This window comes from Chloroflexota bacterium (assembly GCA_016235055.1).
GTDB lineage: Bacteria > Chloroflexota > Anaerolineae > JACRMK01 > JACRMK01 > JACRMK01.
Genome location: JACRMK010000003.1, coordinates 1 through 17,575 on the forward strand (window position 1 = coordinate 1; position 17,575 = coordinate 17,575).

Genomic DNA, 17,575 nt, shown 5'->3' on the forward strand with positions numbered 1-17,575 from the left:
CACAACGCAAAAACAACCACGAGTTCATCAAACTCGCGACGCGTTAGCCCGGTCAGTGTCAGAAAATCTTTAGGGTTCCTTTTGAGCGTCTCGTAACTCAACATGCATAGTAGGATACCTTATTTTGAATAGAGTCTATTGTCGAGTCCGGCAAAACCCTGTGCATTGAAGTGGGTCAGTCACCTCATGGCCATCACGCAAGTACACTGCCGTCGCTCGGCGATCTTCGACACACCGTACCCTGCCTGCGAAGTGCGGACAATGCGCGCGCTCGACGCTACGTGCGGGCAACGTCTGGGCGTTGGCGCGTCGTTCGATTTCCGCCGTATCCTGCGCTCTCAACGTGTGCAATTTCAACTTGACTTCTGCCATGATGACCCTCGTGTCCCGAAGCCGCATCATTGCATTTCAACTTGCTGAATGCACCACTTGGTAGGCAACGACGCAGGCCGCCAACTCATGGGAACGCCATGTTTCACTGAAGTGCGAATTGCCATCTCGCACCCATTTCTACGCAGTGAAATCAGTGCACAACGGCTCACCTAAGGTTGATTCGGAGGGTTCCGTAGGATCGCCGCAAAGCACTGCCCTCCGTATTGTGCACGGCTGAGTACAACGTGATATTTAGGCCCCCTGGACTACCACAACATGGAAATGGACCGTTGCCACCTTGTAGCGGCGCACGAAGTACGGTGATTGTTGGATCCGCCGGCAGCAACGAAGTCCCTCCCCCGTTATTTTGCCCGCGCACAGCCCTGAGCCTAGCAACTTCCACCTCGGAATTTCTGAAGATATCGTACGTTGTAAGTCCTATCTGCCGATCTACCATAACATCACCCACGAACTGTTCTGAAAGGAAGCGCACCGACCAACTACCATTTGGATCCCCATTGTCAAGGAGTTCTACTTGAAGCGAGTAATCCAACTTGTCTTCTTGAATCGTTGAAGGCGCCCAAAGAAGCCGCGAGACACAAAACATCGGAACCATACATGGCACCTCGTCCATTTGGGCGGTCGATCCACTGACAAAGGAAAACACTGCTTGACCGCTGATAACACGCCTCCGCGCAGATGACGCGCCAATGGTCGTCTCCTTCGGCTCTCCATTGGATAGCACGGGCGGGGAAGTGGTGGAACCGCCTGGTGGAATCGGGTTACCTGACGGTGGCAGCGGGCCACCGCCGTTAGGCGGACCTTGGTCGCCCGGGGGAGTACACGAGTTGTCCAACTGGCATGGATCGCCACAATCCCCTCCATCACAGGTCTGTCTGTGCCCGCTCGGGTCCGTATACTTCAGCGGGTTTCCGAGGACATAGCTGTACCGGTTCAGCGCCTGCGGGTTGCCCGCGCCGGGGACGACCGTGTCGGCAGAAACGAAGCGTGCCAGCGCACTGTCGTAATAGCGCGCGCCGTAGAACATCAAGCCGGTTGAGGCATCGAGCCGCTGGCCGGTGTGGCCGATGTCGGTCGGCATCGCGCCATTCGCCGCGCGCACCACGCCCCAGGCGGTGAACTTCTGCTCGCTGACGACCGCCCCGCTGCCGTCGGTCGTCAGCGAGACGCTGCCCAGGCTTGCCCTGAGCTTGTCGAAGGGTGATCGGTATGCACGAAGTATAGCGCACTTATGGCGCCGGTCATCACCCTGTGCCGCGCGCTACGCGCGCCGACGCGGCTTCACCGCGTGGCACAGGGCAGGCCCGCATGGCGATCAGCATCGAGGCGCCGTTGCGGTAGGAGGCGATATCGCTCGAACAGATTAGATCGCCTACCGCGGCGAAGCCTTGCCCGGAGCCGTGCTGCCCATTGTCAATAAGGTTACAACCGGTGGGTTTCTACGCGTGGGTCAAGGGGGAACAGGTCCGAACCCTCGCCATTCCTGAGCACGCTCGATTCTGTTGTGCAATCCTCTCCACTCAGTCAACTCCTGATCCATTTCCTTCAAAGTGCGCGAGCGCAAGAGATCAATGCGGTCCACCGACATATCGGGTGTCATTTCGTTGCTATAAACGTCATGCTCAAACAACGGCCGCTGGGCATAGACGAGCATCCCTTCCTTCACATAGACGAGAACGACGTTGAAGCGATAGGCACTCAGTTCATAGATTGAATACACCCTCATCGGCGGCCCCAGAAGCTCGACAAACCGAGCGAGCGCTATCTTACTATCCAGACCGTTGTAGCACGGGGCAGCGCAATTCTGATTACTTAACACAATCCCGTATTCCTCGCGCAACCTGGCGATGCGCGGATCGGGCACAGTGGGACCGGTGTACCATTGAGGAGAGGGGAAAGCCGGTGGTGTCGAAGTTGGCTCCACGGGTAACGAGAAGGCTACACAGCCAGTGAGCAACTGATTGCCCACTACTCCAACGCCCAGCAATAGGCATATTACACTCAGATATCTTGATTGCAACTTCATACGGCCGGTCTCTCCAAACACCGCTGGGGGTATCGGACATAGTCCGCCCCACAGGGTCCGTCAGCTTCGCTGTACTATTGATGTTTGCCAATCCAGGTCGCTATGAATTGCTGCCGAGCTCGCCACTGGTCCCCTGTGTAGGTGCGGTCTAGGAGGTCCTGATCGTAAACAACCCATAGCTCAAATGACCGGGCCCAATCCTCCCAAGGGTTTTCTCGTGCCCAGCTATTTCGTATTTGTGGGCCCTCGGGCCCTAGTCTCCACTTCCAGTGCTCGCCTTCACAGTCGTCTTCGTCACAGTTTACCCAATCACTTCCCGTCTTGCGACCCATCGCTTCCCAGATGCCGCCATGTGATTCACTGCCTGGTGTGCGGGAATCCCACAGGTGAGCGAATTCATGGGCAATCGTACCTAAAAAGATTCTGAACGCTGAGAAGTCGTAGCGGTTGAACGCAAAGTTCTTGGCAAACAGGTTGATCGTCATGTGTGTTTGGCACGCATTTGCGGGTCTCTGGCAGATGGGCAAAACCATCGAATCAGCCCACTTGATAATAGCTACTCCCTTCAGTGCAGCGTATACGATCTGAGTGCTCGAATGGTATGCGACGAGTTCGAACGCGTCACGAAGATTGATGATATCTTCGATCTGAATGTCTCCGTTCAATGTAAGCCGGTATTCCATCTCGAAATGTTGTTTTTCTTCAAGACAACGGTCGTCTGCGATCGCACAATGTCCCGTCGGATCCGTATACTTCAGCGGGTTCCCGAGGACGTAGCTGTACCGGTTCAGCGCTTGCGGGTTGCCCGCGCCGGGGACGATCGTGTCGGCGCTGACGAAGCGTGCCAGCGCGGCGTCGTAATAGCGTGCGCCGTAGAACATCAAGCCCGTTGACGCATCCGCTCTTTGGCCTGTATATCCGACATCCGTCGGCATCGCGCCGTTCGCCGCGCGCACCACGCCCCAGGCGGTGAACTTCTGCTCGCTCACGACCGCCCCTGCGCCGTCTGTCGTCAGCGACACGCTGCCCAGGCTTGCCCTGAGCTTGTCGAAGGGTGATCGGTATGCACGAAGTATAGCGCACTTACCGCGCCGGTCATCACCCTGTGCCGCGCGCTACGCGCGCCGACGCGGCTTCACCGCGTGGCACAGGGCAGGCGCGCATCGCGATCAGCTTCGCGCCCGCGCTGTAATAAGTTTTGGTAATTCGCTGCGTGCCGGTGAGCGTGGTCTCGATGAAGCACTAAATTATCCGCAAGCGATAAACACCATCTTTGACACCCTTATCGGCGTATGGGCCGATGTATGCGAGTCCATGCGATTCCTTCACATAATGTCTGCACACCCAACGTAAGATTCTGTCTGCCCATTGAACAAACTCAGGTGATTTAGTCACCCAATAGCCATCGGCATCGTAGAATCCAAGTTCAAAGTGAAATCGTCCCCTAATAATCTCGCTGCCACTCAAACCACCTGGAGAGAATTTTATTACCGGCGAGCGCGCCTCATCCACGAGCCAATGGCTCTGCGATTGGACGTATTTTAGGACCACAGATGCAATGTCAATGTTTCTGCTTATCCAGTTCGCATCAGCCAAAGTCGGTACCGGCCGAATAGTAGCCGTCGTTGAGATCCACGGTAGAAATGCGACATTGCCCCTTTTCTGAAGCATCGTCTGAAGTTCTTCGCGATCGGCCTGAAGTATATAAAAGTTCACCTGACGTCCCATCTGGGAAGCCTCCTATCTATATGGTCGAAATATCACGTTTATGGCGCTACCGAGCGCATTCTTTATGTCCGCGATAGCGATGCGTTCACGAGAAACCGGCAGTCCTGCTTGAGTCTGCCTTCCGACTTGGTAGAACGTAGTCGGAGTTCCGTCTACGCCCAATTCGACGACATCGACATACCGCTTGGACTTGATCCCATTGGGCGTGAGAACCCCATATTCCGTATCCCAAGTACCGCCACTCGCCTCGATTTCCTGGATGATCTGTTCGACTGTTGCTCGATGTAAAGGGCCTCCCAATTTACCAGGTCGATTCGGATTCGCTAGGTTTGCAATTCCGGCGAGCGCCGCCCCAGCATCCTCGGCCGCACCAGATACAATGTTGCGAACTCCGGCAGCAAGAGCAGGAGCGCCCTCCATTGCGTCCATGAGAAAGGCTGTCCATTGGTCATTGCTCAGTCGCCCCGCATGAATAGATTTCGCACCGCTGATTGGCGTAAGTTCGTTGTCGAATCCTGCGAGAACGTGGCGTGTATTATTGCCGAAAATCTCTTCGCCTTCGTTGAGGTAGCCGTAGATCCACGTGATCGCCGAATCAACTTCCTGCTCATAGCAGGGGTGAGATCCATTGCAATCGTTGATTCGTCGCGTGATGCATTCTGCATCGCAGATTTCGGTGCCAGTCGAATCATCATATGCGGCATGCCCGCTCGGATCCGTGTACTTCAGCGGATTCCCCAACACGTAGCTGTAGCGGTTCAGCGTCTGCGGGTTGCCCGCGCCGGGGACGATGGAGTCGGCGCTGACGAAGCGTGCTAGTGCGCTGTCGTAGTAGCGCGCGCTGTAGTACATCAAGCCCGTTGACGAGTCGGCCCTTTGGCCTGTATATCCGACATCCGTCGGCATCGCGCCGGTCGCCGCGCGCACTACGCCCCAGGCGGTGAACTTCTGCTCGCTCACAACGGCCCCTGCGCTGTCCGTCGTCAGCGAGACGCTGCCTCGGCCTGCTCTGAGCTTGTCGAAGCGTGGCTGCTATGCACAAAGAATAGTACGCATCGAGTGCGTTTGTCAATACTGTGGCATAAAGTTGTCTGGTATTCGGTAATGTGTCATGTTCCGGACGTGTGGTAAGCCGAAGCGATGAACGCAGCCTTGAATTCCTCTTCCCCGTAAGCAACTTGCCCCTTGAGTGGACTACTTTTTACTGATGATGTCCCGGAACGGATTGCCGAGTCAATAGAACGTTAAGTTGATTGATCATCTATGAAGCGTGACACAATATCAGCCTGTCACGCTCACTCCTTGCCTGTGGACAGCCCGAGACAGCATCCTGGTAGCTTTTGGAGGCTAAGTTGTGCTATATTTCACACTGCCTCTGGCCCATCTGCGAAGGATACCTATCGATAAACAGATTGGTTGGTAGGCTGGAGCGGCAGGTGATCGGAACTGTGATTATGTCAACTCGATTAGCGCGAACCTCAAGGCTGGATGGCTTCTACAGGAAGTCGATGCCCGACCGTACACAACTCATTACGGAATGGGCGGTGCTGGATGAGGTTGATTTCCAGTCGATTGAGGATGGCGGGCTTGACCTCGGGCTGGCCGACAAGATGGTCGAGAACGCCATCGGGCGGTACAGCCTGCCGCTGGCGGTGGCGACCAACTTCCTCATAAACGGCAAAGAGTACCTGATCCCGATGGTGATCGAGGAGCCGTCGGTGGTGGCGGCCTGCTCGTTTGCGGCCAAGCTGGCGCGCACCGGCGGCGGCTACGAGACGCACGCCGACGAGCCGATCATGATCGCGCAGGTGCAGGTGCTGAACGTGCCCGATCTGGACGCGGCGCGGGCGCGCGTGCTGGCGGCCAAGGCCGACCTGATCGCCCAGGCCGACGCGGCGCACCCGAACCTGGTGGTGCGCGGCGGCGGTACCCGTGATATCGAGGTGCGGCTGCTGCCGCAGACGGCCGTGGGGCCGATGCTGATTGTGCATCTGCTGGTCGACGTGCGCGACGCGATGGGTGCGAACATCGTCAACACGGCGGCCGAGGCGCTGGCCCCGGCGATCGAGGCGTTGACCGGCGGGCGTGTGCTGCTGCGCATCCTCTCGAACCTGACGGACCGGCGCATGGCCGGCGCGCGCTGCCGCATCCCGCTCACCGAACTGAAGAGCGAGACGCTGGACGGTGCGGCGGTGGCCGAAGGGATCGTGGCGGCCTGGGCGTTCGCCGACGCCGACCCGTACCGGGCGGCGACGCACAACAAGGGCGTGATGAATGGCATCGACGCGGTGCTGCTGGCGACCGGCAACGACTGGCGCGCGATCGAAGCGGGCGCGCATGCATACGCCGCGCGCGACGGCCGCTACCGCTCAATGACGACCTGGGGCATCGAGCGCGGCGCGAACGGGCACAGCGGCTACGACTACCTGACCGGTTCGATTGAACTGCCGATGGCGATCGGCACGGTGGGCGGCACGACGAAGGCGCACCCGACGGCGCGGGCGAACCTGCGCATCCTGGGCGTCGAGTCGGCGCAGGAACTGGCCGGCATCATCGCGGCGGTTGGGCTGGCGCAGAACTTCGCGGCGATCCGCGCGCTGGCAACCGAGGGGATCCAGAAGGGGCACATGCGGCTGCACGCCAGAAAACAAAATCCCAAATCCCAAAACCCAAATCCCAATGGGGAAAAAGACCAACTCTCAACTTCCAAAGGCTAAATCGAACCACAAAGACACAGAGACACAAAGAAAACCTTTATAAGATTGGCTGTTCTTTGTGCCTTTGTGTCTTTGTGGTGGATTCTTGAACTTGGTGACCATGAAACGGACGACGTTGTATTTTGTGCGGCATGGCGAGGTGTATAACCCAAAAGATGTGTTGTATGCGCGGTTGCCGCGCTTCCGGCTCAGCGAGCGCGGCGTGCAGGAAGCCGAAACGACGGCACGCTACCTGAAACGCAAGCCGATCAAGGCGCTCTACAGCAGCCCGATGCTGCGGGCGCGGCAGACGGCGAAGATTCTGCAAAACTACCACCCGCAGGCGCCGGTGCACATCACGCGGCGGCTGATCGAGGTGAAGACGTCGTACCAGGGCGAGCCGCGCGCGGTACTGCAGTCGATCGGCTGGAACTTCTACGACAATCGCCGCCATCCGGGCGACGAGGGCCGCGAGGACATCCTGAATCGGATGCTGAAGGAGCTGTCGCTGACGCGTAGGCGTCACTCGGGCCAGGACGTCGTGTGGGTGGCGCACGGCGACCCGGTCATCATCCTGACGTTGTGGGGCCAGGGGCGTCCGCTGACCGATCTGCACCAGTACAAGGGCCATACGTATATCGGTCACGCGTCGGTGACGGCGTTCACGTTCGAGCCGGGGCGCGAATTGCCCGTGCAGGTCGAATACACCGATCCGAACGCGAAGGCGTAGCGGGCCTGGAGAACTGAGCCCCATGCGCTACGACTGTCGCTCCGGCTTCCGCCGGAGCCCAGTCACGGACTCTGGATTCCGGCTCCCATGAAAATGGATCGCATCCTGTGGTAGGGCCAGGTCTTTGACCTGGCCGACTGGACGGGTCAAAGACCCGTCCCACCATTGGCAGGACTATTCTCATGCGCGGGGTGCGCGCCCCCGGCGCATCACCAACTTTCGCCGGAATGACGTGCTGGTTATCTGGGGTACCGGTGGGCTGCCGTGGGGAACGCGCCTGGCAGTCCGCAAACTGATCTGGTGGAAGTGGAGTGTAGAACCACATGAAAATCATGAAACCCAATCGCGCGGTCGGCATTGCCGGATACGGCGCCTATGTGCCGCGCTTCCGCATCAAGGCCGAAGAGATTGCGCGCGTCTGGCGCGGCACACAGGAAGCGCTGCCGATCCGCGAGAAAGCGGTGCCGGGTCCCGACGAGGACACGGCGACGATGAGTATTGAGGCGGCGCGCAACGCGCTGGCACGCGCGGGCATTGCGGCCGGCGACCTGCGGGCGGTCTGGGTCGGCACGGAGTCGAAGCCGTACGCCGTCAAGCCGACCTCGACGATCGTGGCGCAGGCGATAGGCGCGGTGCCGAACACGCAGGCGGGCGACTGGGAGTTCGCGTGCAAGGCGGGCACCGAGGCGCTGCAAGCCTCGATCGCGTTCGTCGGCTCGGGCATGGCCGACTACGCGATGGCGATCGGCATGGACACGGCGCAGGGGCGGCCGGGCGACGCGCTGGAGTACACGGCGGCGGCGGGCGGCGCGGCGATGATCGTCGGGCCGGCCGAGGACTCGCTGGCCGTGCTCGAAGCGTCGTACTCGTACGTCACCGACACGCCGGACTTCTTCCGCCGCCAGCACGCGCACTACCCGGAGCACGGCAACCGCTTCACCGGCGAGCCGGCCTACTTCACGCACGTCACCGGCGCGGCCGAGCGCCTGCTGGGCGACCTGGGCCGCACCGCGCGCGATTACGCCTACGCGGTGTTCCACCAGCCGAACCTGAAGTTCCCGCAGACAGTCGCCAAGCAGCTCGGCTTCACGCGCGAGCAGATTGCGGCCGGCCTGCTGGTCGGCGATATCGGCAACACCTACTCCGGCTCGTCCATGATCGGCACGACCGCCGTGTTCGACATTGCCAAGCCGGGCGACCGCATCCTGTTCGTCTCGTTCGGCTCCGGCGCGGGCAGCGACGCCTTCTCGTTCGTCATGACCGAGCAGGTGCTGGAGCGGCAGGACCGTGCGCCGAGCACGCGCCGCTACATCGAGCGCCGCAAGCATATCGACTACGCGATGTACGCGCGCTACCGCGAAAAGTACCTGATGAACTAAAGTGGATCCGCGAATAACGCGAATCTTCGCTAATCTTTTGTCCACGAAATGACACAAAGAAACTCGAATGAATCCGATTTCTTATTCGTGCGGATTCGCGTTATACGCGGATAAGGAATAGCAGGGGCCGTCCTGCCCCGTGGACAGGTCAAAGACCTGTCCCTACGTCGGAAGTATTTCGGAGCACATCATGCAAGCTGCCAATTCAATCCCGACCGCGGCCGCCGCACAGCCGGCGGAAACCGCGCCGCAATGGCTGCCGCAAGCGGGACTGCGCCTGTCGGGTGTGGTGCTGCTGCTCGGCATCGCCGCCGACGTGCTGTTCTACAAGCGCGAGTGGGGCCTCTCGGTGCCGCTGTTCGTCGCGCTGTTGGTCGGCACGATGGCCTATCTGTTCGCGCGCGCGGGCGAGGCGCGCTTCGTGCGGCGCAACCTGTGGGTGGCCGCGCCGCTGCTGTTCTTCGCGTTCATGGTCTTCGTGCGCGACGAGCCGGCGCTGACCGCGCTCAATGTGCTGGCTTGCCTGCTGCTGCTCGGCGTGCTCTACTTCACGCTCGGCACCAACCCGCTGGAGCGCCTGACCGTCGCGGCGTACCCGCTGGCGGTCCTGATCGGCAGCCTCACGGCGCCATTCAGCACCTTCCCGCTCGTCGGCTGGCTGCTGGCGCGCACGGGCGAGCACAGCGGGCGCGGGCAGGTTGCGATTCGTGTGCTGGTCGGGCTGCTGCTGGCGCTGCCGCTGGTGATCGTCTTCGGCGCGCTGTTCGCCTCCGCCGACGCCATCTTCGCGCAGACGGTGCGCGACATCGTGCGGCTGGATTCGCTGCCGGACCTGTTCTGGCAGGCGGTCTGGATCGGCTTCGTGATGTGGATCTGCGGCGGCGCGCTGGTGATGGCGCTGAACCGGGCGCACCAGGCGAAGCCGTCGCCCGATCTGGAGAAGCCGCTGGCCGCGCCGCTGACGCTCGGCGTCATCGAGGGCGGCACCGTGCTGGCAGCCGTGAATGCGCTGTTCGTGGTGTTCGTCGGCATCCAGTTCACCTACCTGTTCGGCGGCAACGCCAATATCCATGTGGACGGCTTCACCTACGCCGAATATGCGCGGCGCGGCTTCTTCGAGCTGGTCGCGGTTGCGATCCTGACAATGGGGCTGCTGCTCGGCCTGGACTGGTTGACGAAACGCGCCAGCCCGGCGGCCGCGCGCGCCTTCAAGGCGCTCTGCCTGCTGCTGATCGCGCTGGTGCTGATCGTGCTCGTCTCGGCGACGCTGCGCATGAGCCTGTACGAGAGCGCATACGGGTACACGAGCCTGCGGCTCTACACGCACTGGTTCATGCTCTGGATGGGCGCGGTCTTCGTCCTGAAGGTGGTGGAGATCGTCGCGGACCGGCGGCAGGTATTCGCCTTCGGCGGCTTCATCTCGCTGATCGTCTCGCTGATGGGCTTCAACCTGCTGAACCCCGACGCGACCATTGCGCAGTTGAACGTCCAGCGCTACTTCGAGACCGGCAAACTGGACACGGCGTATGCGGCGGGCATGAGCGCGGACGCCGCGCCTGTATTCATGGCGAGCTTTGACGAAGTGCAGGGTGTGGATCGGACCGCGCTGGGCGGGGCGATGCACCTGCAGATGGACACGCTGTACCGGCGTCTGGAGAATGCGTCGTGGCCGTCATACCACTGGGGCCGCAAGCAGGCGATCGACGCCCTGCTGGCGCAGCGAGAGCGCCTGCTGGAGTACGAAGCCGTCTACCCGCTCCGCCGCAATTGATCTGTAATTGATAGTGGGCGATTCGCCCGTTGACCTGCAACGTATTCGGAGAGCAAGGAGAATCATCATGCGCAACGTATCAATTATCGGTATCGGCCAGACGCCGGTCGGCGAGATCTGGGAGAAGGGCCTTCGGACCCTCGCGGTGGACGCCATCCGCGCCGCGATGAAGGACGCCCACATGGAGACGGCCGACGCGCTCTATATCGGCAACATGCTGTCGGGCGAGGCGACCGGCCAGGCGCACCTCGGGCCGCTGATCGCCGACGCGGCGGGCTTGCGCGGCGTCGAGGCGGCCAAGATCGAGGCGGCCTGCGGCTCGGCGGCGTACGCGCTGCGGCTGGCGTACCTGGCGGTGGCGGGCGGCATGCACGATACCGTGATCGTCTGCGGCGTCGAGAAGATGACCGACCGCGCACCGGGCCGAATGACCAACGGGTTGGCCAGCGCCGCCGACGGCGAATTGGAAGCCGCGCAGGGCCTCTCGTTCGTGGCGATCAACGCACTGCTGATGCAGCGTTACATGTACGAATTCGGCTGGAAGAAGAGCGACTTCGCGCAGTTCGCCGTCAACGCGCACCAGAACGCGGCCGGCAACCCGTACGCCATGTTCCACCATCTGGTCAGCGCCAATGACTTCGAGAAGGCGAAGATGGTCGCGACGCCGATCAACCTGCTCGACTCGTCGCCGATGGCCGATGGCGCGGCAGCGGTGGTGATCACGTCCGACCCGCTGGCGCGCGAGTTCGCCGACAAGCCGGTGCGCATCAAGGCGTCGACCGCCGCGACCGACTCGATCGCCATCGCCGAGCGGCGCGACATTCTGACGCTCGACGCCGCGAAGCGCTCGACGCTCAAGGCGTACGAGGTGGCGGGCGTCTCGCCGGCCGACATCGACCTGTTCGAGCTGCACGACGCGTTCTCGATCATGGCCGCGCTGTCGCTGGAAGCGGCCGGCTTCGCGGAGCGTGGGCAGGGTGTGCGGCTGGCGCTGACCCAGGACATCGGCATCGAGGGCAAGCACCCGATCAGCACGATGGGCGGCCTGAAGGGACGCGGCCATCCGGTCGGCGCGACCGGGCTGTACCAGGTCGTCGAGGCGGCGATGCAGTTGCGCGGCGAGGCGGGGCACAACCAGGTGCAGGACGCGCGGCTGGCGATGACGCAGAACATCGGCGGCAGCGGCGCGACGGTGACGACGCACATCCTGGAAGCGTGGCGGTAGGAATCATATTTGCACCTCACAGGTCTTGGCGACCTGTGAGGTGTCATATAGAATGGGAGTGTAAATCGTTGGCTGGACTGTGAGGACGTATGCCCGAAACCCATCTGCCGCAGATCTGGCGGCTGCGCGACCAGCGCTACCGGCTGGAAGGCGCGCAGTGTGCCGCGTGCGGCGAGAAGATCTTCCCCGCAAAGGAGATCTGCCCGAACTGCAAGGGCGACCAGTTTACGCCGTACGTGTTTAGCGGCCGCGGCGAGATCTATTCGTATTCGGTGATGTACCAGGCGCCGCACGGCTTCGACAAGGACCTGCCGTACACGGTGGCGCTCGTCAAGCTGGCCGAGGGACCGATCATCACGGCGCAGTTGACCGACATCGATCCGGGCGAAGCCGAAATTGGCCAGCTGGTGGAGATGGTAACGCGCGTGCTGGGTGAGGAGGGCGAACTCGGCGCGATCGAGTACGGCTACAAGTTCAGGCCGCTGTTGCAGTCCTGACCCCATAGTGAGCAGAATCGGTGCGCCCTCCACCATGCGTGCGAAGGCGCTTTTGTTGTGCCGTGGCACGCCACCCCGCCGCGCCATTGTGTGCAGCCTCCGCTAATTGACAACATAGAACAATTGTGCTAATCTGTGAGGGTACGGCGAATCGTTTGGCGCAGCACGCGTTATGCGCCCAATTTACTCACCCAGGGAGGAGCCCCGCATGAAACAGATCACCCCGTGTCTCTGGTTCGACAGCAACGCCGAGGAAGCGGTCAGTCTCTATATGTCCGTCTTCCCCAACGCCAAAATCCTGTCGATGTCCCGCTACGGCGAGGGCGGGCCCGGCCCGGCCGGCCAGGTTATGGTCGCCATGTTCGAGATCAACGGTCAGGAATACATGGCGTTGAATGGCGGCCCGCAGTACAAGCCGACCCCGGCCGTCTCATTCCTCGTCAACTGCGAGACGCAGGCCGAAGTGGACCACCTTTGGGAGAAACTTTCCGAAGGCGGCCACAAAGATCAGTGCGGCTGGCTGCAGGATCGTTTCGGCTTCTCGTGGCAGATTGTGCCGACCGCGCTGGGCGAGCTCATGGGCGACCCCGACCCGCTGAAGGCCGGCCGGGTGATGCAGGCGATGCTGAAGATGGGCAAGCTGGATATCGCGGAGTTGCAGCGGGCGTACGACGGAGGGTAGGGCAATATTCGAGGGCTACAGCATCGTCATGCCCGCGCGTTGCCCGCTGGCTTCGGGCCAGCGGGCGGTTAACGCTCTGCGGCGTGAGGCCGCAGAGCACCGCGGGCATCCAGATCATTACCTGCCATGACCACCAAGCAGCCGGCGGTGTACATCCTTGCAAGTCAAAGGAATGGTACGCTCTATGTTGGCGTAACCGGTAATTTGTCGCGGCGGGTCTGGCAGCATAAGAATGACGAGGTCGTGGGGTTCACACGCCAGTATCATGTGCATATTCTGGTGTACTACGAGGTCTTTGACGATATGCGCGCAGCCATTGAGCGCGAGAAGCAGTTGAAGAAATGGAATCGCGCATGGAAGATCGAGTTGATCGAGCGGGCCAATCCGCAATGGCGCGATCTTTCAGATGAGTTGGTCTGAATAGGATGTGGTTGCCTCGTTTACGCAAATTGTGTTGGTTATCGAGCTGCTTTCTGGATGCCCGCTTTCGCGGGCATGACGTGTTGGGATCCCGTGATGGTCGAAGGAGTGAAATGCCTGCAAAGCCGAGGACCGTTGACGAGTTTGTAGAAGCGAAAGTGCTGCCGGAGCTCTGGCCGGTGGTGGCGCTGATCCGCAAGCTGATGAAGGAGAATGCGCCGAAAGCACAGGAACTGATCAGCTACGGCATCCCGGCGTACAAGACCGAGCGGATCATCGCGGTCATCAGCCCGACCAAGAAGGACATCACATTGTCGTTCTCGCGCGGCGCGCAGTTTGACGACAAATATGATATGCTTCGGGGCGTCGGCAAAAGCTCAAAGCACGTGAAGATCAAGAGCATCGCGGACGCCAATGCCACCGCGCTGCGATACTATATCAAGCAGGCCGTGAAGATGGATGTCTAGTTGCTAGTCGCTAGTCACTAGTTGCTAGTATGGACATTCCGATTGTAGACGGGCACCTTGACCTGGCCGAGAACGTCACGCTGTTCGGCCTGGACATGACGGCAAGCATCGCCGAGCGCCGGCGCGTCGAGAACCGCCGCGAGCGGCAGGCGACCGTCACCCTGCCGGAGATGGAACGGGGCGGCATCGCGGTCGCCTGCGCAACCGTCACCGCCGGTTTCCTCGCCGAGGATGTGAAAGGGATCGACCACGTGCCAGCGTCGGCGATTTACCGAACCGCGGAAGAGGCCGAGGCGCAGGCGCTGTCGCAGATCGCGCTGTATGAGCGCTGGCAGGCCGAGGGGCGCGTGCGCCTGCTCAAGTCGGCGACCGACCTGGAGCACCACCTGTTGTTGTGGCGTGACGACCGCAAGCCGGGGCTCGTGCTGCTGATGGAGGGCGCCGACCCGATCGTGAACGTGAGCGATCTGCTGCGCTGGTGGCAGCGTGGCCTGCGCATAATCGGCGTGACGTATGGCGATACAAAGTACGGCACCGGCGTCGCCAGCGGCCTGCCGGCAGTGCGGCCGGGCGGTCTGACCGCCGACGGCGTCGCGCTGCTCGAACGGATGGCCGAGATCGGTTTCATGTGGGACATTGCGCACCTGGCCGAGGGCGCTGTCTGGCAGGGGCTCGACATGGGCTTCCCGCGCGTCTGCGCCTCGCACGCGAATGCGCGCGCGCTGACGCCGACCGACCGCCACCTGAGCGACGGCGTCATTCGCGCCGTGGCCGGGCGCGGCGGCGTGATCGGCCTGGTGCTCTACAACAAGTTCCTCGAACCGCGCTGGCGGCCAGGCAACGGCGTGCGCGTTACGCTGGACGAGCACGTGCGGCGGCACGCGGAGTATATCGCATCCGTCGCCGGCTGGGATCACGTCGGAATCGGTTCCGATCTGGACGGCGGGTTCGGGCTGGAAGAAAGCCCGGCCGAGATCGACAGCGAAGCCGACCTGATCAAAATCGGTGACGTGGTTCCGCCAGCGGCGCGCGAGGCGGTGCTGAGCGCCAACTGGCTCAACTTCCTGCGCGCCGCGCTCCCCAAGTCGGCGTAACGCTGGGATATCCATGCGACACCCCATCGGTCTACGAGACCGGTGGGGTATTTTCGTTTACCCCGATTCACATTGGCCGATATAATCGAAAGTGGCTGGCACAGACGTATTGATGAGCGAGACTCGCGAGACTCGTATGAACGCACAGGCTACGCCGCAGTTCGATGACCGCTATGTGACGATCCAGGGCATCCGCCTCCGTTACTGGCAGGCAGGCGACAGCGGCACGCCGGTACTGTTGCTGCACGGTCTGAACGGCTGCGCGGAGCACTGGCGCGCGACGATCACCGGCCTGATGGGGGCGCACCGCGTCTGGGCGCTGGACGGGCCGGGGCACGGATTATCCGCCCCCGACGACCGCGCATTTGACTCGGCGTTCATGCGCGATCTCGTAGTCGATTTCCTGCACAGTCAGGGCCTGGAGCGGGCCAGTATCATGGCGCTATCCGGCAGCGGGCTGGTCGCGCTCACGATTGCGCTCGACCGGCCAGAGGTGCTGGACCGGCTGGTACTGGTCGACGCGGCCGGGCTGGGGCGCGGCGTCAACTTTCGCATGCGTCTCATGTCGGTGTCGCCCATGCCGCCACCGAGCGCGTTCGCGGTGACGATGAGCCGCGTGCAACTGCGCTACTGGATCGGGCAGATCTTCTTTGCCGACGCGTCAAAGGTCACCGACGAAGTGGTGGAGGAGTTCTACATCAATGTCTGCCGCCCGCATACGATGCTGACCGCCGCGCGTATGATGCGCTGGGGTATCAACCTGCTCGGGCAGAAGCATCAGTTCGCCCATCGGCTCCGCGAGATCAAGGCGCCGACGTTGGTCGTGTGGGGCAAGCAGGACCGGCTGCTGCCGCTGGCGCACGCGTACCGCGCCGCGAAGCGCATACCGAACGCCCGCGCGGTCATCTTCGACCCGTGCGGGCATCTTCCAATGACCGAGCGGCCCGACGATTTCAATCGCGTGGTGCTCGAATTTCTGGCTGGCCGCTGAGAGGCATGATGCACCGTATCCTGATCGCCGTCCTGAATATGGCCGGTCTCGCGCTGATTGGCGCGGCCGCGCTGATCGCCTGGAACGCTTACAACCCGGCCACGCCGCCGCTGCCCGCCGATGCAGTCGTGATTGACGGGACGGCCCCGGCCGTGTCGCCGCCACCGCTGCCGGCTACGCCGACGTCCGCACCGGTCGCGAGCGCGTCGAGCGCGCTGCCGACGCCGACCCCAGCCGCGACGCCCGCACTCGTGGTGCTGCCGGAAACGAAGCCGCACTCGGCCGGCACACCCGCGCCCGACGAAGGCCGGCAGGCGCAGCAGGATAAGCTCGACGAGCGCAAACTGGCGGCCGAGCTGGCGCAGTACCGCGCCCGCGCGTTTCCGGCTGGGGCGGCGCCGGTAGCGCCCGCGCGCGTGATCATTCCGGCGATCGGCGTGGACAGCCGGATCGTCGAGGTAAGCACGCAGGTCACAGAGCAGGACGGCCAACTGGTCAGCGAGTGGCAGGTGGCCGACTATGCGGTGGGCTACCACAACACCTCGGCTCTGCCGGGCGCGCCGGGCAACACCGTCATGACCGGCCACAACAACATCAACGGTGAAGTGTTCCGCAATCTGTCGGACCTGAAGAGCGGGGATGAGGTATTCGTGCTGGCCGACAACCAGCCGTACCGCTACATCGTCGCGCAGAAGCTGCTGGTGAAAGAGAAAGGCGTGCCGATGGAGCAGCGCCTGCAGAACGCCGTCTGGATCGGCCCGACGGCCGATGTGCGGCTGACGCTCGTCAGTTGCTGGCCGTACACGTCGAACACGTACCGGGTCATTATCGTGGCGAAGCCGGCGTCGTAGGTAGGGGCGAAGCATTCGCGAGAGGACGCAAGTGCTTCGCGCTCGTCAAAAAGCCGCACCGTACCGCCGGCGGCCATCGTCCGGCGGCTCGTCCTCGCGAATACCAGTTCCTCCGATATGTTGGAGTTGACTTTTGCGTACTCCAACCCTATTATGTCGCACAATCGAAACTTGGAGACCTATCGGCGCACGTCTATGCAGTTGAGGTCATTATGACTACGCCGCCCACCGGCACAGTCACGTTCCTGTTCACGGACATCGAGGGCAGCACCCGATTGGCGCAGGCGCACCCCACCGAGTGGGAAGCCGCGCGCCAGCGCCACCACGCGATCCTCCGTGCTGCCGCCGAGACACACCACGGCTACGTCTTCCAAATCGTCGGCGACGCCTTCTGCGTGGCGTTCGCCACCGCGCCGGACGCGCTTGCGGCGGCGCTGGATGCGCAGCGCGCCCTCGTAGGGGCAACCCTTGCGGTTGCCACGGATGGGCCGGGGCAAGCCTAATTGTCATAGGTTAGCGTAAAAGTGGCGTTGTCAAGGGGTAAAAGGTGGCAATTTGCACTGCGGAGTGGGAATGAGTAGCATGAAGCATGACCCAATCCAGCCAGCCTCCCAGCGACAACCGC

The 17,575-nt window shown here is 62.0% G+C and carries 18 protein-coding genes; 13 read left to right on the top strand and 5 right to left on the bottom strand.

Annotated elements, in window-relative coordinates; translation table 11 throughout:
• Window positions 1–538: 538 nt before the first annotated feature.
• The 5 genes from HZB53_00510 to HZB53_00530 form a co-directional block, all read right to left on the bottom strand.
• A complete protein-coding gene (locus HZB53_00510; protein MBI5876103.1) occupies window positions 539–1,474 on the bottom strand; it encodes an RHS repeat-associated core domain-containing protein in 936 nt (311 codons plus the stop codon).
• Window positions 1,475–1,843: 369 nt separating this feature from the next.
• Window positions 1,844–2,419 (bottom strand): hypothetical protein, encoded by a 576-nt coding sequence (locus HZB53_00515; GenBank protein MBI5876104.1) that lies wholly within the window; start codon window positions 2,417–2,419, stop codon window positions 1,844–1,846.
• A 74-nt stretch (window positions 2,420–2,493) separates the two neighbouring features.
• Window positions 2,494–3,495: an RHS repeat-associated core domain-containing protein gene (locus HZB53_00520; protein ID MBI5876105.1), complete on the bottom strand. Its 1,002-nt coding sequence runs from the start codon at window positions 3,493–3,495 to the stop codon at window positions 2,494–2,496.
• A 166-nt stretch (window positions 3,496–3,661) separates the two neighbouring features.
• Window positions 3,662–4,147 carry a hypothetical protein gene (locus HZB53_00525; GenBank protein ID MBI5876106.1) on the bottom strand — a complete coding sequence of 162 codons (486 nt, stop codon included), beginning with the start codon at window positions 4,145–4,147 and terminating at the stop codon, window positions 3,662–3,664.
• A gap of 12 nt (window positions 4,148–4,159) precedes the next feature.
• Window positions 4,160–5,053, bottom strand: coding sequence for a hypothetical protein (locus tag HZB53_00530; GenBank protein MBI5876107.1), 894 nt, complete (start codon window positions 5,051–5,053; stop codon window positions 4,160–4,162).
• A 548-nt stretch (window positions 5,054–5,601) separates the two neighbouring features.
• Here HZB53_00530 and HZB53_00535 point away from each other — a divergent pair.
• The 13 genes from HZB53_00535 to HZB53_00595 all read left to right on the top strand — a co-directional run bounded on the left by HZB53_00535 (window position 5,602) and on the right by HZB53_00595 (window position 17,453).
• Window positions 5,602–6,864, top strand: a complete 1,263-nt coding sequence (locus HZB53_00535; GenBank protein ID MBI5876108.1) for a hydroxymethylglutaryl-CoA reductase, degradative — start codon at window positions 5,602–5,604, stop codon at window positions 6,862–6,864.
• A gap of 100 nt (window positions 6,865–6,964) precedes the next feature.
• A complete protein-coding gene (locus HZB53_00540; GenBank protein ID MBI5876109.1) occupies window positions 6,965–7,573 on the top strand; it encodes a histidine phosphatase family protein in 609 nt (202 codons plus the stop codon).
• A gap of 323 nt (window positions 7,574–7,896) precedes the next feature.
• Window positions 7,897–8,952, top strand: a complete 1,056-nt coding sequence (locus tag HZB53_00545) for a hydroxymethylglutaryl-CoA synthase (protein ID MBI5876110.1) — start codon at window positions 7,897–7,899, stop codon at window positions 8,950–8,952.
• Between the two features lie 190 nt (window positions 8,953–9,142).
• Complete coding sequence (locus tag HZB53_00550) at window positions 9,143–10,723, top strand: DUF4173 domain-containing protein (protein ID MBI5876111.1); 1,581 nt, start codon at window positions 9,143–9,145, stop codon at window positions 10,721–10,723.
• Window positions 10,724–10,790: 67 nt separating this feature from the next.
• Window positions 10,791–11,948: a thiolase domain-containing protein gene (locus tag HZB53_00555; GenBank protein ID MBI5876112.1), complete on the top strand. Its 1,158-nt coding sequence runs from the start codon at window positions 10,791–10,793 to the stop codon at window positions 11,946–11,948.
• 89 nt (window positions 11,949–12,037) lie between these two features.
• On the top strand, window positions 12,038–12,445 hold the full coding sequence (locus HZB53_00560; protein MBI5876113.1) for a Zn-ribbon domain-containing OB-fold protein: 408 nt from the start codon (window positions 12,038–12,040) through the stop codon (window positions 12,443–12,445).
• Window positions 12,446–12,653: 208 nt separating this feature from the next.
• Entirely contained in the window at window positions 12,654–13,127 is a 474-nt protein-coding gene (locus HZB53_00565) for a VOC family protein (protein MBI5876114.1), read from the top strand.
• 126 nt (window positions 13,128–13,253) lie between these two features.
• Window positions 13,254–13,547, top strand: coding sequence for a GIY-YIG nuclease family protein (locus HZB53_00570; protein ID MBI5876115.1), 294 nt, complete (start codon window positions 13,254–13,256; stop codon window positions 13,545–13,547).
• A gap of 113 nt (window positions 13,548–13,660) precedes the next feature.
• Window positions 13,661–14,014, top strand: a complete 354-nt coding sequence (locus HZB53_00575; protein MBI5876116.1) for a DUF1801 domain-containing protein — start codon at window positions 13,661–13,663, stop codon at window positions 14,012–14,014.
• A 29-nt stretch (window positions 14,015–14,043) separates the two neighbouring features.
• Complete coding sequence (locus HZB53_00580) at window positions 14,044–15,108, top strand: membrane dipeptidase (GenBank protein ID MBI5876117.1); 1,065 nt, start codon at window positions 14,044–14,046, stop codon at window positions 15,106–15,108.
• 136 nt (window positions 15,109–15,244) lie between these two features.
• A complete protein-coding gene (locus tag HZB53_00585) occupies window positions 15,245–16,099 on the top strand; it encodes an alpha/beta fold hydrolase (GenBank protein ID MBI5876118.1) in 855 nt (284 codons plus the stop codon).
• 5 nt (window positions 16,100–16,104) lie between these two features.
• On the top strand, window positions 16,105–16,950 hold the full coding sequence (locus tag HZB53_00590) for a sortase (GenBank protein ID MBI5876119.1): 846 nt from the start codon (window positions 16,105–16,107) through the stop codon (window positions 16,948–16,950).
• 212 nt (window positions 16,951–17,162) lie between these two features.
• Entirely contained in the window at window positions 17,163–17,453 is a 291-nt protein-coding gene (locus HZB53_00595) for a hypothetical protein (protein ID MBI5876120.1), read from the top strand.
• The last annotated feature ends 122 nt before the right edge of the window (window positions 17,454–17,575 follow it).